Below are 19959 nucleotides of genomic sequence, written 5' to 3'. Positions count from 1 at the left end.
CTTGTCAGACAGAGAATATGCCTCTCTGCTTTGGCAACCATAGTGGAGGAATGCTGAACATGGATATCAAAAGAAGTGGCTCACACCCTTCCGGCAAAGGACCGGTCGAGTATTTTACCGGCGCTGTGCGCGTCGACCCCCTGTTCGAGGCACCCGATCCAGCACGCGTGCGCGGTGCCAGTGTCACGTTCGAGCCAGGTGCTCGGACCGCATGGCACAGCCACCCGCTGGGCCAGACCCTGATCGTGACGGCTGGCTGTGGCCGGGTCCAACGCTGGGGCGGTCCGATCGAGGAAATTCGGCCCGGTGACGTGATCTGGTTCGCGCCGGGTGAGAAACACTGGCACGGTGCCACGGCAACCACGGCCATGACGCACATTGCCATTGCCGAACATCTCGACGGCAAGACCGCCGACTGGATGGAAAAGGTCAGCAACGAACAACACCAGGCCTGATCGTGGCGGAAGAACGCTCCGACCTTTACTCAAAGACAGGAAGTTCAGAGAATGCACAAGCGCACTCTTGGAAAGAGTAACTTGGAAGTTTCGGCTCTTGGGCTGGGGTGTATGGGAATGAGCTTTTCCTACGGTCCACCTGCCGACAAGCAGGACATGATCCGACTTCTTCGATCGGCAGTCGAACACGGCATCACCTTCTTCGATACTGCTGAAGTGTACGGACCGTTCATCAACGAAGACCTTGTGGGCGAAGCCCTCGCCCCCTTCCGCGGGCTAGTGGTGATCGCTACCAAATTCGGGTTCAAACTTGGTCCCAATGGAGAGGGGTCCTTTATGGACGGCATGGATAGTCGGCCAGAGCATATCAAGCAGGTCGCCGAGGCCTCGCTCAAGCGACTGAAGGTCGACGCCATTGACCTGTTCTATCAGCACCGTGTTGACCCGGACGTGCCCATCGAAGATGTGGCTGGAGCGGTGAAGGACTTGATTCAGGAAGGCAAGGTCAAGCACTTCGGCCTTTCTGAAGCGGGAGTGCAAACGATCCGTCGCGCACACGCCGTTCAGCCCGTGACGGCCCTGCAGAGCGAGTACTCACTCTGGTGGAGAGCCCCTGAAGCGGAAATGCTGCCGACACTCGAAGAACTCGGAATCGGCTTTGTTCCATTTAGCCCTCTGGGGAAAGGCTTCCTGACGGGAAAGATCAACGAACACACGACGTTCGACCGTTCCGACTTCCGCAACAGCGTCCCTCGCTTTACGCTAGAGGCTCGCAAAGCGAATCAGGCGTTAGTTGATCTGCTTGGCACGATCGCTGAACAGAAGCAGGCGACACCTGCTCAGATCGCGCTCGCCTGGCTGCTGGCGCAAAAGCTGTGGATCGTGCCGATTCCGGGGACCACGAAGCTCTCTCGCCTGGAGGAAAACATCGGAGCACTTGCCGTCAATCTCTCGCCCGATGATCTGCGTGAGATCGAGAGCGCCGCCTCACAGATCACGATACAAGGGGCTCGGTACCCCGAAGAACTGGAACGAAGGGTGGGTCTCTAAACTGGGCCGCGACATGGGTTTCGATCAGGTATACGCTGGCCCTCTACGGATCGTCCGTTACATCGAGCCATTCAAGCAGTTCGTCGCCCAACTGGCTGGCGTATGAGAGAAAAGGGAGCCAGAACTGGCGTACCGGTTCGAGCGGTTGGGGAAATAGGATGACCAAAGAAAAAGGCAATCAAGTGAAGGAGTAGCAATTTCATGAGCAAGAACATCGAAGGAAAAGTCGTCGTCATCACGGGCGCGAGCAGCGGGCTTGGCGAGGCGACTGCCCGGCTTCTCTCCGCGCAGGGCGCAAGCGTTGTGCTGGGGGCGCGGCGCGTCGATCGCATCCAGTCTTTAGCGGACGAGCTGACCAGGAGTGGCGGTAAGGCGCTCGCCATACCGACAGACGTCACTGACTCCGACCAGGTGAAGAGATTGGTCGATGCAGCCGTACAGACATACGGGCGTATCGATGTGATGATCAACAACGCTGGGCTGATGCCGCACTCACCCCTTGAGCGCCTCAAGATTGACGACTGGAACCGGACAATCGACGTGAACATCAAGGGCGTGCTGTACGGCATTGCCGCAGCGCTGCCGCATATGAAACAGCAGAAAGCGGGGCAGATCATTAATGTTTCCTCTGTGGCTGGTCATAAGGTCCGCCCCACCAGCGCGGTCTATGCGGCGACCAAGACTGCCGTGCTGGTCATATCCGAGGGGCTGCGCCAGGAAGTGAAGCCCTACAACATTCGCACGACGGTGATCTCACCGGGCGCAGTAGCGACGGAACTGCCAAACAGCATAACCGAGCCGGATATCGCCGAGAATGTCCGCAAAGGCTATGAGATTGCGATTCCTGCCGAATCATTTGCGCAGGCAGTCGCCTTCGCCATGAGCCAGCCGGAAGAGGTGGACGTGAATGAGATTCTGTTCCGGCCCACGCGCCAGGAGATCTAAGTTCCCCTGGCTGACAGCACCTGGGTCGGTTCGTCCAACGAGACCAACACACGCGACTGCGCGATGGTCGTCCGACCGCTCAGAAACTGGACGATGTGCCGAATCAGACACGCATTTTCGACAATCATGCGACGCTCCTGTGCCATCGCTCGTCCTGGAGGAAGCATCGGTGACGTTGGTGTGCTTCATGGCGTCGAACAGATCACTATTAAGCAGCTCTTTTTTGGCATAATCACCCTGCGAGGTGGGGAGCCCCTGTTCGGGCCTATCTGTCCGGGTTGCTCGCTGATGTGCTGGCTGGACGGCTCGATCCTTCTCCTGTGCTCGATCTCGTTGGCGTTCCATCGGGTTACGCTGCGATGGATCAGCGCACAGCCATGTAGGTCATGGTCCGGTCTTCGAGGGCTGGATGGAGTCATCACGATCACGAGCGAAAAACAGCCTCCGTTCCGCTGAGCCAGGAAGATAGACGGTAATCTCGGCACGTGATACTGGTGTCAGTGTTGGCCCGGATCACGATACATTGAAAACAGTGAATGTAAAGACGACAATTCAGGAGGAAACAATGTCTGACGCACAAGAACAAAGCCGGGCACAAAAACTCATTGGCGACTTCTTACCAAAGATGGTGTCGCTTACCGATGATGTTTTGTTTGGTGACATCTGGGAGCGGAAAGAGCTCTCGAAACGGGATCGTAGTTTGATTACCGTCGCTACATTGGTAGCAGGTGGCAACACCGAACAGCTAGTAGGCCACCTTATGAGAGCGAAGGAGAATGGACTGACAGAGACAGAGCTGAAAGAGGTTATGATACACCTTGCGTTCTACGCTGGCTGGCCGAAGGCAATGTCTGCCATCGCAGTAGCAAAACGCGTTTTTGGCGAGGAATGAGCGGCTTCTGGTACATGGACCCCAACATTTTCTCGCCCCGGTTTCCCCTCCAAGCAAGAGGGGAAATCGGTGATTTGAGGAGCATCTGAGGTAAAAATAGAAGGCTTGAAAGCATCTTGAGGCCACCAGGAAACAGAGAGAAGAGATGTTCCATGAAAACCGTAGGACACCAGCGAGCTGCTCAGTGTCTCTCTCACCAACATCTCTCTGGAAGATCTGGACGGCTTCCAGGCCCAGGTTGAACAGCATCTCAAAAGAGGCAACCAAAGATGGCCGCTCAGTGGTGAGAGGTGGTGCGCTGCGCTTATATGAGGGCGAGATGTTGACTGCTGCTGGCTCTCTGCTGCTCTCCTGGCGGTGCGGCGTTGGCGTTTTGCCTGTCGTTCTAACATAGTGAATCTAGTACAGATCTCCTTTTCTTTGGCAGAACAATGCCCCCAGCCCGACCGTGACTACGAGCAGGCTGGGGGCATTCCTTTTCACGACAAGAGCACACAGAAGACGCCTTCTCTGTGTCCTTGTCGTCTTGAAGATAATGATGCGTTCCTCTTTCTTTGTTTACCAGGCGCCTGACTTCTCTCAGGCGGGGGAGATGACCAAAGAGCACGTCAGGGTCAGGGTCTTCTTCTGGCGCATGCACCACTTCCCAGCAAGCATACAGGACGCAGCAGTCAAAAGTAAGCACCTTACCGAGCAACGCAGGATCAGACCTGATCCCTGTGAGGACCTCATGGAACAGGTTTGCGTCCCATCCACGTCCCGCGGCTTCGCGGGAGAGTTGTTGAAGGGCGTACTCAGTTCTCGCCATATCGGTACTGCCAAGAATGGCGGAGGTAGCGAGGCGCTGATGCGGCACTCCTCGACCTTTTCAAGAATGGATACCATCGTCTCTTCCGAGAAGAGATGATCAGCATCCCATGAGCGCGCCAGCATAAAGGCGTGCTGCCAGGTGGCTCGTTCTTCTGTCCGCTCCTCTTCGAAGGACGTAAATTGACTCCTTAGCATGCGCAGCGATTTTATAACCGGAAGCTAGAAGATGGACTCTATGCTCAAACGATCATCTCCATTCATAATGTGCTCCACCAGGCTCTGGAAAATGCGGTTCGCTGGAATCTGGTAGCACGTAACGTGTGTGATGTCGTGACGTCCCCAAAGGCCGAAAAATATGACATAACGCCACTCACGCTGTTTCAATCACAAGCATTTTTAGAGTCGCTACAGGGTCATCGTTTTGAAGCCCTTTTCCTCCTTGCGATTATCACGGGTATGCGCAAAGGCGAAATACTTGGATTGCGCTGGTCAGACATTGACTTTGAGCAGCAGTATGTTCGCGTTCAGCGTATGGTTAGCTATATTGAGAGACGTGATTATCTTGATCCACGCTATCTCTCACGACTCTTTGCTCGGCTGCTAAAAAAGGCCAACCTTCCTCATAACCGTTTTCACGATCTTAGACATAGCGCTGCCACCATTATGCTGAGTATGGGGGCACATTTTAAAGTGATCCAGGAAATTCTCGGACATAGTTCAAGTCGGGTGGCGCTCAATATCTATGCCCACGTATTGCCTGCTATACATGAAGAGGCAATGAGTGGGTGGAAGAACGTGTTTGATGAAGCGCAGTAACCATGTAAGACAGGGCAATTCGTAACATTTTCCAACTACCGCCAGAACTACCGTCAAACCCGAAAAACGCGAAATTTTGAAGATCGGGTTACCTCACACAAAAGCGCTTGGGAAGCCGAAGGAACGCGTGCGATGGAGAGGCCAGAAAGGGTTGGGACCCAGGAAATGGCCGATCCATCGACCGCCTTTATTTGCCACCTCTTTCAAGGTGATAAATGGCTTCCCAGGCGGTGTGAGGGCTAAGGCATCGTTCGCCGGCATTCGCGCCGTTTCGCGGTAATACGGCACAACTACCGTCAAAGCAGATAGGCCTGAAGCAGCTTTTTATCAGGGGTTAGATAATGTTTTTTGTATGTATCTCATTTGGCTCTCAAACTCAATAATATGTTGACAAAAAACACACGCATTCTTCCAGCTTCTAGAGATGACTAAGAATGCTGAGGTTGGAAGCTCTTCTTTCGTTTGCCTCTCTAACTCAATAGTGTGCGGTGCGAGAGCGATCAATGGGTTAGAAAAGGAGATTCTCCATCTATTTTTATCTCTTTTGTGCTCATCTGAGTACATCCTAGGAGGTCTCGGGTGTTGCAATACGATTGCATTTCTCCCACACGGGTACCGTTGATCTGGTATCCGGCAACTCGCGTTTTCTCCGCGTGAACTCTACACTTCTTTTAGCGCTGCCTGCGGCTCTCAACAGCGTCATACACCACATCCTCATCATAGTGCAGCTAAAAAGAAAGGAATGTGTTACTCATTGAAAATTGTACAATTTCTTTTCCATTTCATCACACAAGAAGCGCTCTCATGTATGTTTCCTGCTGTCATCTTTCTCTCACTGGCGCTCTCAAAACACTTTGCGTTGCCACATCGTTATGATATCCTCCTGGTCATCTGTCTGGGAACACAATGGATCATGTACCATAGCGGGCTGGAGACGAGAGACGAGATCAAAGTGATTGCGGTTTTTCACCTCGTAGGACTCCTCCTGGAACTTTACAAAGTTCATATGGGTTCGTGGGCATATCCAGAGGAAGCATGGACAAAGGTGGGCGGTGTTCCACTCTATAGCGGCTTTATGTATGCCAGTGTGGCAAGCTATATCTGTCAGGCCTGGCATCGTCTGCATCTAGAGATGGTACGCTGGCCATCGCCATACTGGATTGTTCCATTGGGAGCGTTGATCTACCTGAACTTTTTTACGCACCATTTCATTCCTGACCTGCGCTGGCTACTGGTCGTGCTCCTCGCGTGCATTTTCTGGAGAACAGGCGTTCTCTATTCGGTCGATCACCGGTGCTATCGCATGCCGCTCCTCGCGGCATTTTTTTTGATAGGCTTTTTTCTTTGGATTGCGGAGAATATTGCAACCTTCTTCGGAGCATGGGCTTATCCTGACCAGGTACAGATATGGCGTATAGTCTCACCAGAGAAGATCAGCTCGTGGTTCCTGCTCGTCATCATAAGCATCTTGCTTGTGGTACAACTCAAAAGAGGGAGAAAGGGCAAAAAGAAACGTGTGCGAAATGCAAGAGCCTTGGGAGCTGCAACGAGAGGTGCTTCTGATTGAAGTGGCTCTCTCTCGAAGTCTTTTATTCTAACCAGTCAACCATGTTTGCTAACAACGTCATCCTTAATGGCTTGAAGCAATTGAAAATATGTGGCAAGATCATAGCCTGCTCCATAAGGGGGAACAGATTTATGTTCTAACCACCCATAGTCATGGAATTTTTGTATGTATCTTTTGACAGTTGAAGGCGCGAGCATACCAACATTTTCTGCTATTTGAGACTCTGTAATAGAGAGAGTTTGATAGTTGATCAAAGCATAACCATCTATTGCAATGATTATCCTTCTCACTTTAACCTACGCCTGTTTACCAAACAGCGGACTAGGCGGGAGGATGCACTACGAGCATCCTATGCACCTCTCTCTACTGAGAGATGTTCACTCGTGAGATGATTCCAGGAACATCTCTGGGGGATCCCAGAAGCTCAACTGGACGGGAGGCCCGGCATCCTGGATCCTCTGCTGATTCTGCTGTTTCCACGCTTCATGCCGCGTCATGAGGAGCGCCTTGACCTCCGAGGTCGAGCGACATGCCGCCAGTTTCCGATCCCCCCAGCGTCCCGCGAGCGTCTGTGCGGCTTTGCGGTCGGCCTGGTCTGCGTAACCACAGACCAGGCACTTGAAGGTTTTCTGGTTCGGCCGATTAGCGCGATCGACATAATGGCAGCGGGGGCATTCCTGAGAGGAATAGGCGGCTCGGACCGTGTGGACTGCCATGCCCTGTTTGGCGGCGGCCCAGGCCAGCTGCTCTGGGATATGCCCCAGGTGAGAAGCATACAGATAACTGTTCATCACCCTTGCTTTGAAGCGCATCGAGGCCACATTGAGGTCCTCATAAATGAGTCTGGCATCTCGATGATCTTTGACCAACGCATTGACCGCCCGGTTGATCTCTTGCTTGACGTGACGGCTCAAGCGTTGCGACGTTTCAGAACTTGTCGAAGGAAGCTTGCCCTTTGGGACGCCTTTCTTTTCCAGACAGGCTCGCAGTTTCGCCTTGCGGCGACGCTTTTCCCGATCGTGCTTGTGCTGTCGGGCCATCTTGCCATGAAAACTGCCATACGCTTTATTGGTGGAGGTCGTGAGGAAATGGGCAATGCCCACATCGACGCCTACTGTAGGGGCGTCAGGCTTGGTTTGAAGAGGAACGTCCTCGTCAAAGGAGAGCGTCAGCCACCAGACTCCATTGCGCTTGTGAAGTGTTGTGGATGCATTGAGCGTGCGGCCTTCGAGTGCTCGTTTGTGATAGGAGGCGAGTTTGACTGGGACTCGAAGCGGATTCCCGACATCTAAGGTGGACACGCGCAGCCAGTAGTCGAACGTGGAGTCCTCCGACTTCTCGAGCACCACCACGTTGACATTGGCTTGGATGACTGGCACACGCAGCACAGGGAGATCCCATTCGGTCCAGGTCGGTTCGCGGCGTTTGAAGGCGGACATCCGGCCTTCCGCCTGAGCCTTGGCCTGAGCGTAATCAGCCACATCTTCCAGGTACGCCTGATAGGCGTTCGCTCGATTCGTGCGAACGCTTTTGGCAATGCCTGCGGCTTGCTGTATTGCCACTCGATGCAAGCGGTCGGAAAGATCGGTTTTGAAGACGGTTTCTTGGTACTTGTCCGGGCTTGTCTCGGCCTCGCAAAACAGGGTGGTGTACTGTTGGCACAGCGGCAAGTAAACCGCCACAAGCTGATCGAGCGCCTCAAGTTTGCCAGGATTGGCCTCAATGAGACGGATATGGGTCACCGCTCGAGTGATGGTCTGCTTCGTCTTCTTTTTGCGCTTGCGCTTTTTTTTCTCATCAAGCGAGGCTTTTTGGGGCTTCTTGCTCACAGGCGGGTCCATTCTGCTGCAAAGCCGCTAGCACTTGTTCCGTCTTGCGTTTGGCTTGTCTGCGACCATAAAGACGAGCGCAAAACGAGGTAATGATGCTGATAAAATCGCCCATGAGATCATCGTCGGCGGTATCAGCGGTGTTGACGATGACCAGTTTCCGTCCTTGCATAGCCAACAAGGTCTGAATATAGGCCACGCCAAAGCGAGAAGCGCGATCTTTGTGTTCAACCACGATCTGCCCGATTTTGGGATCTGCCAGCAGCGCCAGAAACTTGGGCCGCTGATCGTTGATGCCACTGCCGCACTCTTTGACGACTTTGCTGACCGACCAGCCTTGGGCATTGCACCAGGTCACCAGCCGCTCGGCTTGCCTTTCCAGATTGTCTTTGTTTTCGCTGCTTGAAACACGAGCATACACAGCGACGGCGTGGACCGGAACCGAGCGAAGCTCTGGCGGATCAATGATCACGGTGCCGGTGGGCAATTGATAGCCGGGAATCTGGCCGCGTTTCCACATACGCCAGGCGCTGTTATAACTGATCCCAATCTTCTTGGCATAACTCGATAACTTCATACATCCAAGTATACTCTATCTGCTTGAGATATGCAAGAGATGATGATACTTTGTGATGGTTGCTTATACGAAATGGATACTTATATTGTAAGTCGCACATCGCTTCCAGAACAGATGCCTCACTGCGCAAAGATATCGTTTTCGTGGGGGTAATTTCTCGGTGCTCTTTATCGATTAAGAGCCAGAGAAGAACTTCCTCTTCTTCGGTAAACTGAAACAGTTCGATTGTCGATGCAGGAATCTTTGTGCTAAGAAAATTTTGTCTCCTTCTTTCTTGAAACTCTCTTTCTGTTTGCTCATCAATAAACCTTCTATCTGTTCGTACCATCATTATGCTCCTCAAGGGAATAATTGTTTTGATTTCGGCCAAATATATTATAAAAAGAGCTTTCACCATTTGTAATTCTTCATTCGGAAAGCCAGCCTCTCTGGCGCGATCATTGCCTTGTAATCTTAATGCAGGTGAACGTATAGAACCTCACGACCTGGAAGAAATACTCAGTGACATCCATGAGTTGTTGGAGAAAAAGGGCATAGCGGTCACTATGTAAACAGGTTCTGGAGAATAAGGAGGAAGAGGCTGAAGTGAAACCGCATCGCTTCAGCCTCTTTTGCGTTCTCTCTTAATGAACGCTTCAATTTCTAGGAGAAGGAAACTTCCCTTCCGTTCTTGGCTTCTACTGAATTGGGGCAATACCAATATGAAAAGATGATGAACTAGCTCTTCTATTTGTACTCTCTACAAAAGTGAATCAAGCTCAGAGTGCACAGAAGCAACGGGATTGGATTTTTTCAGAAGATTTTTGCTGTTCAGGCTCCTTCTTCAGCGCTGGCCTCCTCTTCAGAGATACTTTCAGCGAAAAGGATGAGGTTCCGAAAGGGATCACGAATACTAAATTCTTTAAGTCCCCAGGATTGGGCCACCAGAGGAGACGAAATCGCGTTGGTCGGGAGATACTCCTGGTACAATGCCTCAATGTTCGTCACTCCAATCCAGCACACCGAGTGGCGTTTGGGAAGCTCTTCAGAGGGATTGAGATGCAGATCGATCCCATCTCGTTCGATAATGGCAAACCCCTCATCCTGATAGGTGGCGACAAAGCCGAGTTGCTCATAAAAGGTCAGAGCTTGCTCCAGATCCCCAACAGTGAAGCGGGGAGCAATCGACGTGAGGGCAGCCTGACGGCCTTGCTCAATTAACATGGTTTCTTCTCCTGTTTTTTGTGCAAATACCATTCCACACGCCTCTTCTTTTCCTCTCTTTCCTATGTGGAAACAGTGCCTGTCGTTTGACCTCAGTTCTGACTGGCTTGCAGAGGAGATGAGCCTGACCTTATCCGAGCAGTGAGGCATCCGAGAGCAGCAGCCTCTTCGATAGAGAGGAGCATCGCTTCAGGGTGCAATGTGATCCAGGGCAAGGCTGCCTCCTTTGTCTGAAAAAAATGAGACTGCGCACAAAAGGTTCCCCGCACACACTCACATCGAGCAGATGGCAGGATGAGCGATAAAACGCTCGTTGCTGGAGTGCAACAGGTAATTCCTTCTGGGGTGGCGAGAAAGGTAATCGGCTGGCCTGTGATTTCGCACATCGATTGAATGCGCGCTTGGGTCTGGAGCAACGCTGGGAAAATGACCGTATCAAAGGCGCACCAGGTAAAGAGGGAGTGTCCTTTCACCCAAAACTGGTGTTGGGTAGGAACAAGGGTGATGCCCCAGCCGACAATATTGCCCTCATTGTCAAATTCCATATCTGGGGCATGGGCTAGATAGGTTGCCAGGCTTTCCAGGCGTATCTGTAAACGGCTTGCTACATCCATTGGAGCAAGGGGCTGACCTGTTTCGGCGAGCCCCCGGAGAATCTGCTGGCAGGCCACATCCTGGGTGCAATCGAGTTGAGCAGCCAAGTGTGTTGCCAGCAGGTCAAGGGAAGGCTGATTCATAGGCTTCCATTCCTTTTCTCATCCTTGCATGAGGAAGATCTCTTCATCGGAAAGGACAGAAGGGCAGCATGCATCCTCTCCTTGCATGGAGGGACATGGCTTATCCGCATAGGAACAGAACACGCAGCAGTCTCCTCTTTTGTGGGCATGGGTCATGGAACACGCTTCACAGGTGTAGGACAACTGACAAAAGGTGGTTGGCATCATGACGCTTTGTTGATGCTGACACGTCGGATTCGGACAGATAAGGGTCGCCAGGAGGGCATTGCTATTCATGTAACCACCGTTTCTCGATCATGGTCCAGTGCGTCGAGCATAGGGCAACGGCTTCCTGGACCTTCTTCTTCACACAGGGAGGTGACTTGGAGCAGGGCCTGTCGCATGTGTTGGAGTTCAGCGATTTTTTGCTCCACTTCTGCCAGTTTCGCAGCTGCACGCTCTTTGACTTGCTCACAGGAGGTTTGTCCATCCACTCGTAGTGTAAGTAGTTCCAGAATCTCCTTGAGGGAGAAACCAAGCTGTTGGGCACGTTTAATAAAACGAATCTGTTTCACCGCGTCTTCAGAGTATTGCCGATAACCAGAAGCTCGGCGCATAGGTTGCTCCAGTAATCCCTGATGTTCATAGAAGCGAACCGTTTCGACACCGACGCCTGCCCGGCGCGCAATTTGTCCAATTGAGAAGATCTCCATCGTTGTCACCTCTTGAAGAAAACTATACACTCTGTACCATACTACAGAGTCAAGAGAAAAGGGATACGCGTTACGAATTGTTAAGAAGCGACCTTTCTCAGAAAGGATCACATGATAAAGCTGAGCGTAGAGAACCTCACGACGTAGAGGATATACTTAGTGACATCCATGAGTTGTTTGAGAAAAAGGGAATAGCGATCGCAATCTAACCAGGGTTTGGAGGTCAAAAGGGAAGAGGCTGAAGTGATATCGTTTCACTTCAGCCTCTTGTATGTTCTCAGGTCTCATCAAATTGAGACTTCAAGTCATAATGATCTGGTTTTATCAAACCGGCCCGTAAAACCCCGCCCTTTAGGGCTGATTCTTACTCACATTTTACAAAGTGAGCTTGAGCACAGACCTTTTCCATTGAAAAGGAAAGCACATCAACAGCGTTTCCAATTTGGGGGGAACCACAGGATACACTCTCCGTGTAATCAGCCCATCCGCCTCTAATTCACGTAACTGCTGCGTAAGCATCTTGTCGGTAATATCGGGTAACATCCGTTTAAACTGACCGAATCGTATGGTTTGGTAGCGATACAGTTTCCATAAAAGACGCGGCTTCCACTTTCCAGCCATCAACGCCAGTCCAGCATCGACTGGACACTGAAAGAAGCGGGCTTTAACCTGTGTATCCATACTTTCCTCCAGGAGAGTACCTTTCTTTTTTGTACGTTCTTGTGTTAAAGATAGTTCAATGATATGCTTGTGTCAAGCCGGCTGATAGTCGGCTATCACAGAGAGAGCGAGGTAATTATTCGTCCTCGCCTTCAAGGAATGAGAGGAATGTCAAAAGAAACACAGGCTGAAACGTTGAGAGAGCTGGACACGAGCGCGAGACACGCTCCAGAGCAAGCCGAAGAGACATGTTGTCCTGTTATAGAATTGCGTCAATATATTCATCACCCAGGGAGACGCGATGCGTTCATTGCCTTATTCGATGAATATTTCATTGAAGAGCAAGAGCGTTATGATGCGTTCATCCCCGGTCAATTTCGAGATCGCACCAACCCTGATCGCTTCGTCTGGTTGCGTGGGTTTGCCGATATGCACACGCGACAGGCTGCGTTGCACGATTTCTACCATGTGAGCCCACTCTGGCAAGCGCATCGAACGGCGGCCAACGACACGATCAGTGATGTGAGCAACGTTTTCTTGCTCAAGCCAGCTCACGCTGCTTCTGGTTTTCGCCTCGACCCGGCAAATCGCCCACTGAAGGACGCGGAAGATCTGGCAGGAGGGGGCATCGTCGCGACCATCTCTGCTTTTGATGCACCAGTTGATCCACGCTTCGTGGATTTCTTTGAAAACACCATGATCCCTCTGCTGCGCTCGGCAGGAGCGACTCTTTTGGGGTACTTCGTGACCGAACCAGCCGAGAACACCTATCCAGATCTGCCAGTACGCGAAGGGGAAAACGTCTTTGTCTGGTTTGCTTCGTTCGCGGATGAGGCAGCGTATAGCAGCTATCATGCCGCTTTAGTACAAAACCAGGAGTGGATTACCTCAATTGTTCCCGCTCTCCAAATGTGGGGAGCTTCGTTCGAAGAGACGTTGGAATTGCTCACAACGAGGCGTTCGCTCTTACGCCACCGTGCGGAAGAGCAAGAAACAAGGAAGGACTGCGGAAAATGACCTTTCAATTTCCAGATGAGAATACGACTTTTGGGAAAAATGTACGGCGTCGCGTGCAGGAAGAATATCTCTTGTGGCTGACCACGGTGGATACGCGTGGAATGCCTCAGCCCGCACCCACCTGGTTCTGGTGGGATGAGACGGCATCCAATTTTTTGGTCTATAATCTGACGCATGCCAAACGCCTGGATTTTGTACATCGGAATTCCCAGGTGGCGCTGCATTTTAATGGCGACCAGACTGGCTCTGGGATCATCGTGTTTACTGGGCATGCCCAGATCAGCACCGCTGAACCTCCTGCTGATCAACATCCGCTCTATCTGGCGAAATATCATCACTGGATGACTAGCATGTTTGGCTCGCCGGAACAGTTTGCAGCGGAGTATTCGGTGGCGTTGCGTATCTCTCCCATCAAGGTGCGAGGCTCATCTTTATAAGATAGGCGTGCCTGAGACAGGGAAAGAGCTCTCTCCGGAACGAGAGACCTCAGAGAATGCGAGAGCGCAGGTTGATCCTTGGCGTGAAAACGTAAACGAGGCCACAGATGCGCCTAGTGGTGGCTATCCATGCCACCACCTCCTCACCCCCGCCGTTGGTGTTGAGTGAGATGGCATTGTTTCCGAACTGTTTGGAAATCACGCTTTCCTCTCGGCTTCGTTCTCATACAAGATCAAAGATAGTCCTCTGTTCCTTTCATTGCTTGAGCTTACCTCGTTGCGCAACCCGTGGGTAATTACGGCACAAGAATCATTACCACTGAGGAAAAGTGCGTGTTCTACATCTTTTCCTCGCGATAGGCGTTCAAGTGTGCTTCAATTTGCTGAGCTTTAATTTTTTTTGCAATACTACCAGAAATCCACAAGCTAGAAGAGAGACCATATCAAGGGAAACATAAGCGCAAACAAAGAAAGGAGGAGCAGGATTTTAACCTCGTTGCGCATCCCGTGGGAATTACCTCCTTCATTTTCTCTGCTCAAAATTTTTTGCAACACTACCGTTCCAGGTTCCTACTTGCATCCAACTGAATAATTTCCGTGTTAATGGTTGTGAGGCGTTCGGACATCTCATCCAATGTCTTGTATGTGGTGATACCCAGCTGCCCCGCTGGTGGTGTGTAATACACTGTGCTATAGACCTGGCCTGCTGCTGGTTGTTGTTGCCTGCTCCCCCTTCTTGGCGCCATCTTCTGCGACGTCATCCCGATAATTGTGTACAGATAGAGGTTTGATTGAGCGAGGCTGTTCAGATGGTATCGAGCTGCTGCAAGAATAAGCCCCACCAGTCTCCATCATCCTTGGGGTTAAAAAGGGTGGCCAAAAAGGCTTCGATTGATGAGGCAAGAGGAGGTTCCCAATCGCCTCCTTTCGGGAAGAAAGCTGCGACCTGATTGGTAGAAACATCCCAGATAACAGGTGCACCACCGGAATCGAGAGCAAGAACAACGTGCCGTTCAGGAAGCAGCACATCCCCACGCTCATCATATGCACTCAACAGACGAAACCAGGAGGAATTCAGGGGCACGAGTTGAGAAAGAGGTGGCCAAGTGAACCAGTGAAAACATCCCCCATCACATATCTGATAAAAATCTTTGAGAGCCTGACAAACTGGCAGAGAAGAGGGCCAGGGATCTGATGAAGGAACACGAATATCCCAGGCCCAATATTCCACCTGTTTCTGAGCCAAGGAGGCAATGACGTCCTTCTGGATTATCCACTTCGAAAGGGTGTGTCTCCAATCTCTCATAGATCATTGCTCCATTCATTTCTTTTTCTCTGTATTTGCAGCGTATCAAGGAAAAGAGTTCTTGTCCATTCTGACGGAGAAGAAGGAGTTTGTGCTACACAAGAGGCCACGAAATGAAGAACTGCCTGCAACCAGCCAGCCCATCATCCGCTGACCGTCTGTTTCCCGCCAATGATCAGGGATGAGTCTCTAGCCAACCGGAATTTTCGGCAAGCGACTATCCTGCATGACTGCCCAGACGATGGTCAGACAGCTAGTTTCTGTCGTGAATGCATCAATCTGATCCGTCCGCTGCCGCACATTGCTAAAGAAACTTTCAATGGCATTGGTACTGCGGATGTAGCGATGCATCACCGGTGGAAACGCATAAAAGGTCAAAAGATGCTCTTCATCTTCAACCAGGCTGCGGATGGCTTCAGGATAGCGCTTCTGGTATTTCGCTTTAAAGGCTGCTACATTGAGCAGTGCATCCTCTTTCTTCTCCTGTTTGAAAATCCCGGCTAATTCTGCACTGACCTCTTTGCGTTCCCGATGAGGAATAGCATTGAGCACATTGCGTTGTTTATGCACCACGTACCGTTGCCGGGGAGTCGCGGAAAAGAGGGCAGAGACGGCCGCGAGGAGCCCTTCATGCCCATCTGTCACGGCGCACCCCCATGAGTGTGGAGGCAACCTCTCCGACTTTATGGGTGCTTGTACCACTGACGAACATCTGGGTCAGCGCTTCGGCCACCTCCGGTTCGTAGCGATTGTATCGCTCGAATACCTGGCTATGAAACTTCCCTTCCCGATCTCTGGGGACTTTGAGATCCTCAATGCGCCCGGTGGAAGTCACCAGATCACGGGTGTAAGACCCATTGCGATATCCACGGCGATTAGGGGTGCATTCTCCCCACGAGGCTCCAATTCTTCGCGCATCACTTGTTCAATCAAAACTTGGATGGCACTTACCGCTAGGCGGCGTAGGTACTGACGCGCATTCCTCCTGCTCTGTCAGGGCGGGTAATGACGACTTCTGTGCTGGAACCTCAGATGCTAATGTGGTAGGCTTTTTCTTGGATACAGACATACACTCTAGTATGTATCTCCTTTTGATGAAATGCTGAATGTGCTCCGAACGAACATTCTATGCCTGTATTCTCATTTCAAATAACCCACTTTGGAAAGGCTGGTCTTTACACAATTATTGGGAGGGTGTCATCTTCGACGCTATACTGTGTTTTGTGTAAAGATTTGCAGCCCAAAGAGGACACATCGAAGAGATAATACAGGCATAGGACGATCCTTTGGATCAAAATCTGTAACTCAAATAAGGAGAGAACTATGCCTGTGTACAAGAAAGAGCGTACCACACCAGAGATCAAGCCTCGAACTTCGGAGTCGTCAACCCCAAGCATGCCAGCATCAGAGGAATTTCATGAGTATTTGCGTGCTCAGATTCGCGTCGCCATACGGGTGATGATGGAAGAAGTGATGCGAGAAGAGCTCCAACGGTTTGTAGGAGCAGCTTGGGGAGAACACACACCCGAACTCAAAGGGTATCGCAACGGCTTCCACTCGCGCGATGCGCGCAACGACGAGCGGCCCCATTGAGGATTTGAAAGAAGATGCGCTCCTCAATTTGGCAGCATTTAAAGCGAAATACCAGAAGCGCTATCCTGAAGCCATACGGAGCCTGAGTAAAGACGAAGAGCATCTCCTGACTTTAACGCGTTTCCGCCGGTGATGCACCGCTACATTCGCAGTACCAATGCCATCGAAAGTTTTTTCAGCAACGTTCGGCAATGCACCGATCAGATTGATGCCTTTACAAAGGAAACCAGTTGCCTCACGATTGTTTAGGCCACGATGCAAGATATCCATTTGCCAAAGATTCCGGTTGGCTAAAGGTTGAGCAGTCGTCGCTCTCAGGGAGCAAGCAGCTTACGTTCAACGGCTGCTCAAGGAGGTTTTCTTTGTTTGCCTGTTTTCTTGCGTAGCACGCTCAACGCGTGCAGCTCAATGCTCCCGGATACATCTTCTGTAGGAGTGATAAAATGGAGAAAATCAGGCATAACACCTGGTGAAACGAGGCATCTGATAGATAAGGAGTATCACGTATGACCAACCCCTCAGCACCATCACAGGCGGAAGATATCCAAACACCTCAATCGGTCGCGCGCTTTCCTCTCTGGGTCTCCATCGTCGTTATACTTGGGGCTCTTTTGAGCATCATGGGTGCGGTGATCAGTAAGGTCAATCCTACGCTGCTAGCAAGCGGGGGGCCTATAACAGAGACTGCACGAGTCTATGCAGACTATATGTTTGCACGAAGCCTAGTGCTTGCCGTAATGTTGCTTTTTCTCCTCGCAGCAAGATCTCGCCGGATGCTGGCCGGCTTCATGGTACTGATTGCCCTTATTCAACTTGTCGATGGAGTGGATGATCTGGTGCGCGGAGCGTTTTTGCTTGTTCCAGGCTTGCTGGTGTTCGCTCTCGTGTTCTTGGCTGGAGCGTGGCGGCTGGTTGGGCGAGCACTCTGGCGCCTCGATGCCTGGCGCGAGTCTTAGGCATCATTGATACATAGCCAGGCATCGACGCTCTCTCAAATGCCGCTCCTTAGCCGCGAGTTCACCCCCTATGATCACCCTGGAAACCTTGGAGCGGGGAGCTGCTTCTCTCGTGGCGGGAAGCTTCTCTTCTTGTTACGTCAAGGGAAGAGATTCACGAGAGAAAAGCTCGATGCCTTTACACAACATTCGGGATGGCATCCTTTTTTTGACGCATGCTGACAACTCGATTTCCCGCAGTTTGCCCCGTGCGGGAAAACGGCTCGTGCCTCGGCTGTTGGCAAAAATTGGGGATGAGTGGACACGCTACGAGGAGGCCAGCAGTTTGCAGGCGCTGGCTGGCACATCTCCGGTCATCTTTCAGAGTGGGACCTACGCCAAAGCTCACCGTCGCTCTGCCTGTAGTAAACCTTTGCGCAATGTCCTGCACCAGTTCGCCTGGCAAACGACCTAACAAGAACCCTGGGCCAGGGATTACTACCAACGAGAGCGAACTGAGGGGAAAAGTCACACAGAAGCCATCCGTGCCCTCTCCAACGTCTGGGTAAGAATCATCTTTGCAATGTGGAACAAGCACGAATGCTATGACGGCGCACCTTTCAGTCCGCTCAGCACGCCCATGCTCCAAGAGCCGCGTAGGAAGGCCAGCCTCTGAGGGGCAAAACCACCTGTTTTTTTGCCTTCAACTGAGCATACCTTCTTTCGGTCATGCAAGCCTCCGTGCAGAAATGACTCAAATGAGCACATGGAGACACAAAACATCATCATAGTATGGATGTATTTTTGGATGCTCTTCCAGTCATACATGTATTTCTGTTCATGATTGTATTATACTAGAATATGTGACCCATGGTAAGTCCAACCCGATCTATCCCATGACGAACCCCATAGGCATTCGCTCTATGGGGTTTCCCCCTTACAGAAACAGGCATGGAGGATGTGGAGGTATGCCTGATGGCCTCTTCCAGTTCACTGATGTCACACGTGGTGTCACATGGGAGCACCTCCACGCCTGTTGATAACAAACACACGTTTCTTCCAGCTCCTACAGCGGCGTCCAGAAGGATTGCGCTCCAGTGAGCGTTGCTGAATGATGTTCCGCCATCGTCTCCTCATCAGCATGGACAGATCGCGGTTCTGGTCGAGGGAGGGCAACGATCTCGGTCACTGATCGTTGCGTTCAACGTGCCTGAGAAGCACCTGGTGCGTTTGGACCGCCCATGCCGTTTGTGGATTGAGGCGCAATACCTGTTCGCAGGCATGAAGCGCTTCCTGAGAACGCCCGCTTTGCACCAGTAGCTTGCCTTGAGCGATGTATGCAGGCAAGTAGTCCGGATCGAGCTGGAGCGTCTGTTCAAACGCCCCGAGTGCTTCCTGGATGCGTCCAAGACGAAGCAGGGCAAGACCTTGGTAGTAATGAAGCATGGCATCGTCAGGATTGCGACGGAAGATCTGATCAAAGACGGCAAGCGCCTCGCAGTAGCGCTCGGCTTCGAAGAAGAGAGCCCCTTTCTCATAGAATAGCGAGAGATCTTCGGGTGTAAGATGGATAAGCTGACCGAAGATAATCAAAGCTTCTTCATACCGTCCCAACGCTTGCAACGCTTGACCTTTTTTGCGGTGAGCAAAGAGATTATCAGGTTGCAAGCGTAGCACCTGTTTAAAAGCTTCCAGGGCCTCTTCGTACCGATGGCGATCCAAGCTCCAGGGACGATGGGTGCCGTACGGATTGAGAACATGCCGATTGAGCGCATAAAACTGCTTGGACGCCCAGGCGGCCTCGTTCAGATCTGTTTCCTCTTCTTGCTTGCGCCGTGCTGCAAGGCGTCGTAACCCTTGAAGAAGGAGACTATGGCCACGGGCTCGTGCGATCCGGAGGGCCTCCCATTCGTTGGGTTCTGGTTCCTGCTGGTGCTCATCTTCTTGGGCCTCGTCCTCCTCGATCTCGTGTCCCGTTTTTTTCAGGTAGACTTTCCCGGCAACATATGCACTTCCTTCAAAATCTGGAAGCCATCTGGGGCGAAACCAGGTGGGGATATCTGCTAATCCCTTTGCTGGCTTTGAATGCGCGTGAATCAAAGGGAGAAGGTTTGCTGAAGCGTGGGATGCCAGGGTGTAGGCATCGTTTCCCTGCATGATGATCCAGGACAGAAAGTAGTGCCAGCTATCGTCTCCCCAGGTGTAATGCCGATTGAGCAGCAGTTGTCGCAGGGATTGGGATGGGAATAGATCGTTGGATAAGGAACGGAAGCGTTGGTCAAAGGCTCGAATCTGCTCAGGCGAAAGGGCATGCAGCCCATAAGCGAGCCGCTGCGTTTGCTCCTGTTGAGTTGTAGCTTGTCTGGTTTGCTCAATCACTGCCCAAAAGGGCTGTTCCTCCATCGGAAAAGGTGCGTTCATAGGCATTGCTCCTTGAA

At 51.7% G+C, this 19959-nt stretch carries 24 protein-coding genes and 1 pseudogene; 12 read left to right on the top strand and 13 right to left on the bottom strand.

Annotated elements, in window-relative coordinates; translation table 11 throughout:
- The first annotated feature begins 59 nt into the window (after positions 1-59).
- The 3 genes from KRAC_RS58225 (at position 60) to KRAC_RS58215 (ending at position 2450) form a co-directional block, all read left to right on the top strand.
- Complete coding sequence (locus tag KRAC_RS58225) at positions 60-455, top strand: (R)-mandelonitrile lyase (protein WP_007923082.1); 396 nt, start codon at positions 60-62, stop codon at positions 453-455.
- Positions 456-506: 51 nt separating this feature from the next.
- Positions 507-1505, top strand: coding sequence for an aldo/keto reductase (locus KRAC_RS58220; RefSeq protein ID WP_007923080.1), 999 nt, complete (start codon positions 507-509; stop codon positions 1503-1505).
- Between the two features lie 201 nt (positions 1506-1706).
- A complete protein-coding gene (locus tag KRAC_RS58215; RefSeq protein WP_007923078.1) occupies positions 1707-2450 on the top strand; it encodes an SDR family oxidoreductase in 744 nt (247 codons plus the stop codon).
- Here KRAC_RS58215 and KRAC_RS78950 read toward each other — a convergent pair.
- Positions 2447-2578 (bottom strand): hypothetical protein, encoded by a 132-nt coding sequence (locus tag KRAC_RS78950; RefSeq protein ID WP_274532244.1) that lies wholly within the window; start codon positions 2576-2578, stop codon positions 2447-2449. The two genes, KRAC_RS58215 and KRAC_RS78950, sit on opposite strands and share 4 nt — an antisense overlap.
- 437 nt (positions 2579-3015) lie before the next feature.
- Between KRAC_RS78950 and KRAC_RS58210 the strand changes: the two genes are divergently transcribed.
- From KRAC_RS58210 to KRAC_RS58195, 4 genes are all read left to right on the top strand, one after another.
- Entirely contained in the window at positions 3016-3342 is a 327-nt protein-coding gene (locus tag KRAC_RS58210; RefSeq protein WP_007923076.1) for a carboxymuconolactone decarboxylase family protein, read from the top strand.
- A gap of 592 nt (positions 3343-3934) precedes the next feature.
- Entirely contained in the window at positions 3935-4249 is a 315-nt protein-coding gene (locus tag KRAC_RS58205) for a hypothetical protein (protein WP_007923073.1), read from the top strand.
- A gap of 221 nt (positions 4250-4470) precedes the next feature.
- On the top strand, positions 4471-4968 hold the full coding sequence (locus KRAC_RS58200) for a site-specific integrase (RefSeq protein WP_169461083.1): 498 nt from the start codon (positions 4471-4473) through the stop codon (positions 4966-4968).
- A 754-nt stretch (positions 4969-5722) separates the two neighbouring features.
- Complete coding sequence (locus KRAC_RS58195; protein WP_420795890.1) at positions 5723-6535, top strand: DUF817 domain-containing protein; 813 nt, start codon at positions 5723-5725, stop codon at positions 6533-6535.
- 377 nt (positions 6536-6912) lie between these two features.
- Here KRAC_RS58195 and KRAC_RS58190 read toward each other — a convergent pair whose 3' ends face one another.
- The 8 genes from KRAC_RS58190 to KRAC_RS58150 all read right to left on the bottom strand — a co-directional run bounded on the left by KRAC_RS58190 (position 6913) and on the right by KRAC_RS58150 (position 12254).
- Positions 6913-8364, bottom strand: a complete 1452-nt coding sequence (locus KRAC_RS58190) for an RNA-guided endonuclease InsQ/TnpB family protein (protein ID WP_040448599.1) — start codon at positions 8362-8364, stop codon at positions 6913-6915.
- Positions 8333-8941: an IS607 family transposase gene (locus tag KRAC_RS58185; protein WP_007923070.1), complete on the bottom strand. Its 609-nt coding sequence runs from the start codon at positions 8939-8941 to the stop codon at positions 8333-8335. The genes KRAC_RS58190 and KRAC_RS58185 overlap by 32 nt, the downstream gene beginning before the upstream one ends.
- Entirely contained in the window at positions 8898-9338 is a 441-nt protein-coding gene (locus KRAC_RS58180; RefSeq protein ID WP_040448598.1) for a hypothetical protein, read from the bottom strand. Before KRAC_RS58180 ends, KRAC_RS58185 begins: the two co-directional genes overlap by 44 nt.
- Positions 9339-9751: 413 nt before the next feature.
- The gene (locus KRAC_RS58175) at positions 9752-10144 is read right to left on the bottom strand and encodes a VOC family protein (protein WP_007923068.1); all 393 of its coding nucleotides are present in this window, start codon (positions 10142-10144) and stop codon (positions 9752-9754) included.
- 92 nt (positions 10145-10236) lie between these two features.
- Positions 10237-10881: an organomercurial lyase gene (gene merB, locus KRAC_RS58170; protein ID WP_007923067.1), complete on the bottom strand. Its 645-nt coding sequence runs from the start codon at positions 10879-10881 to the stop codon at positions 10237-10239.
- A gap of 18 nt (positions 10882-10899) precedes the next feature.
- Complete coding sequence (locus KRAC_RS80680; protein ID WP_007923066.1) at positions 10900-11157, bottom strand: GDCCVxC domain-containing (seleno)protein; 258 nt, start codon at positions 11155-11157, stop codon at positions 10900-10902.
- Complete coding sequence (locus tag KRAC_RS58160; protein ID WP_007923065.1) at positions 11154-11573, bottom strand: heavy metal-responsive transcriptional regulator; 420 nt, start codon at positions 11571-11573, stop codon at positions 11154-11156. Before KRAC_RS58160 ends, KRAC_RS80680 begins: the two co-directional genes overlap by 4 nt.
- Before the next feature lie 375 nt (positions 11574-11948).
- Complete coding sequence (locus KRAC_RS58150) at positions 11949-12254, bottom strand: winged helix-turn-helix transcriptional regulator (RefSeq protein ID WP_007923063.1); 306 nt, start codon at positions 12252-12254, stop codon at positions 11949-11951.
- A gap of 147 nt (positions 12255-12401) precedes the next feature.
- Here KRAC_RS58150 and KRAC_RS58145 point away from each other — a divergent pair, with 147 nt between their 5' ends.
- Both KRAC_RS58145 and KRAC_RS58140 read left to right on the top strand, forming a co-directional pair.
- Positions 12402-13250 (top strand): NIPSNAP family protein, encoded by an 849-nt coding sequence (locus tag KRAC_RS58145; RefSeq protein ID WP_007923062.1) that lies wholly within the window; start codon positions 12402-12404, stop codon positions 13248-13250.
- The gene (locus KRAC_RS58140) at positions 13247-13687 is read left to right on the top strand and encodes a TIGR03667 family PPOX class F420-dependent oxidoreductase (protein ID WP_007923060.1); all 441 of its coding nucleotides are present in this window, start codon (positions 13247-13249) and stop codon (positions 13685-13687) included. Before KRAC_RS58145 ends, KRAC_RS58140 begins: the two co-directional genes overlap by 4 nt.
- Before the next feature lie 554 nt (positions 13688-14241).
- On the opposite strand, the gene KRAC_RS73430 is transcribed toward KRAC_RS58140, so the two are convergent.
- The 3 genes and pseudogenes from KRAC_RS73430 to KRAC_RS80675 form a co-directional block, all read right to left on the bottom strand.
- Positions 14242-14433 (bottom strand): hypothetical protein, encoded by a 192-nt coding sequence (locus tag KRAC_RS73430; RefSeq protein WP_007923055.1) that lies wholly within the window; start codon positions 14431-14433, stop codon positions 14242-14244.
- A gap of 59 nt (positions 14434-14492) precedes the next feature.
- On the bottom strand, positions 14493-14933 hold the full coding sequence (locus KRAC_RS58135) for an SMI1/KNR4 family protein (RefSeq protein ID WP_244422646.1): 441 nt from the start codon (positions 14931-14933) through the stop codon (positions 14493-14495).
- Between the two features lie 249 nt (positions 14934-15182).
- Positions 15183-16062 (bottom strand): annotated as a pseudogene (locus KRAC_RS80675) (transposase).
- Positions 16063-16316: 254 nt separating this feature from the next.
- Between KRAC_RS80675 and KRAC_RS80775 the strand changes: the two are divergent.
- From KRAC_RS80775 to KRAC_RS64745, 3 genes are all read left to right on the top strand, one after another.
- The gene (locus tag KRAC_RS80775; protein WP_040448594.1) at positions 16317-16586 is read left to right on the top strand and encodes a transposase; all 270 of its coding nucleotides are present in this window, start codon (positions 16317-16319) and stop codon (positions 16584-16586) included.
- Positions 16587-17092: 506 nt separating this feature from the next.
- Complete coding sequence (locus KRAC_RS58120) at positions 17093-17542, top strand: hypothetical protein (protein ID WP_007923050.1); 450 nt, start codon at positions 17093-17095, stop codon at positions 17540-17542.
- Between the two features lie 172 nt (positions 17543-17714).
- Entirely contained in the window at positions 17715-17996 is a 282-nt protein-coding gene (locus KRAC_RS64745; protein ID WP_052569431.1) for a transposase, read from the top strand.
- Positions 17997-18706: 710 nt separating this feature from the next.
- Here the strand turns inward: KRAC_RS64745 and KRAC_RS58110 are convergent.
- Positions 18707-19942 carry a tetratricopeptide repeat protein gene (locus KRAC_RS58110; RefSeq protein WP_007906650.1) on the bottom strand — a complete coding sequence of 412 codons (1236 nt, stop codon included), beginning with the start codon at positions 19940-19942 and terminating at the stop codon, positions 18707-18709.
- Positions 19943-19959: the final 17 nt, after the last annotated feature.

The sequence above is a fragment of the Ktedonobacter racemifer DSM 44963 genome, from assembly GCF_000178855.1.
Lineage (GTDB): Bacteria > Chloroflexota > Ktedonobacteria > Ktedonobacterales > Ktedonobacteraceae > Ktedonobacter > Ktedonobacter racemifer.
This window is presented reverse-complemented; position numbering and strand designations above follow the sequence as displayed.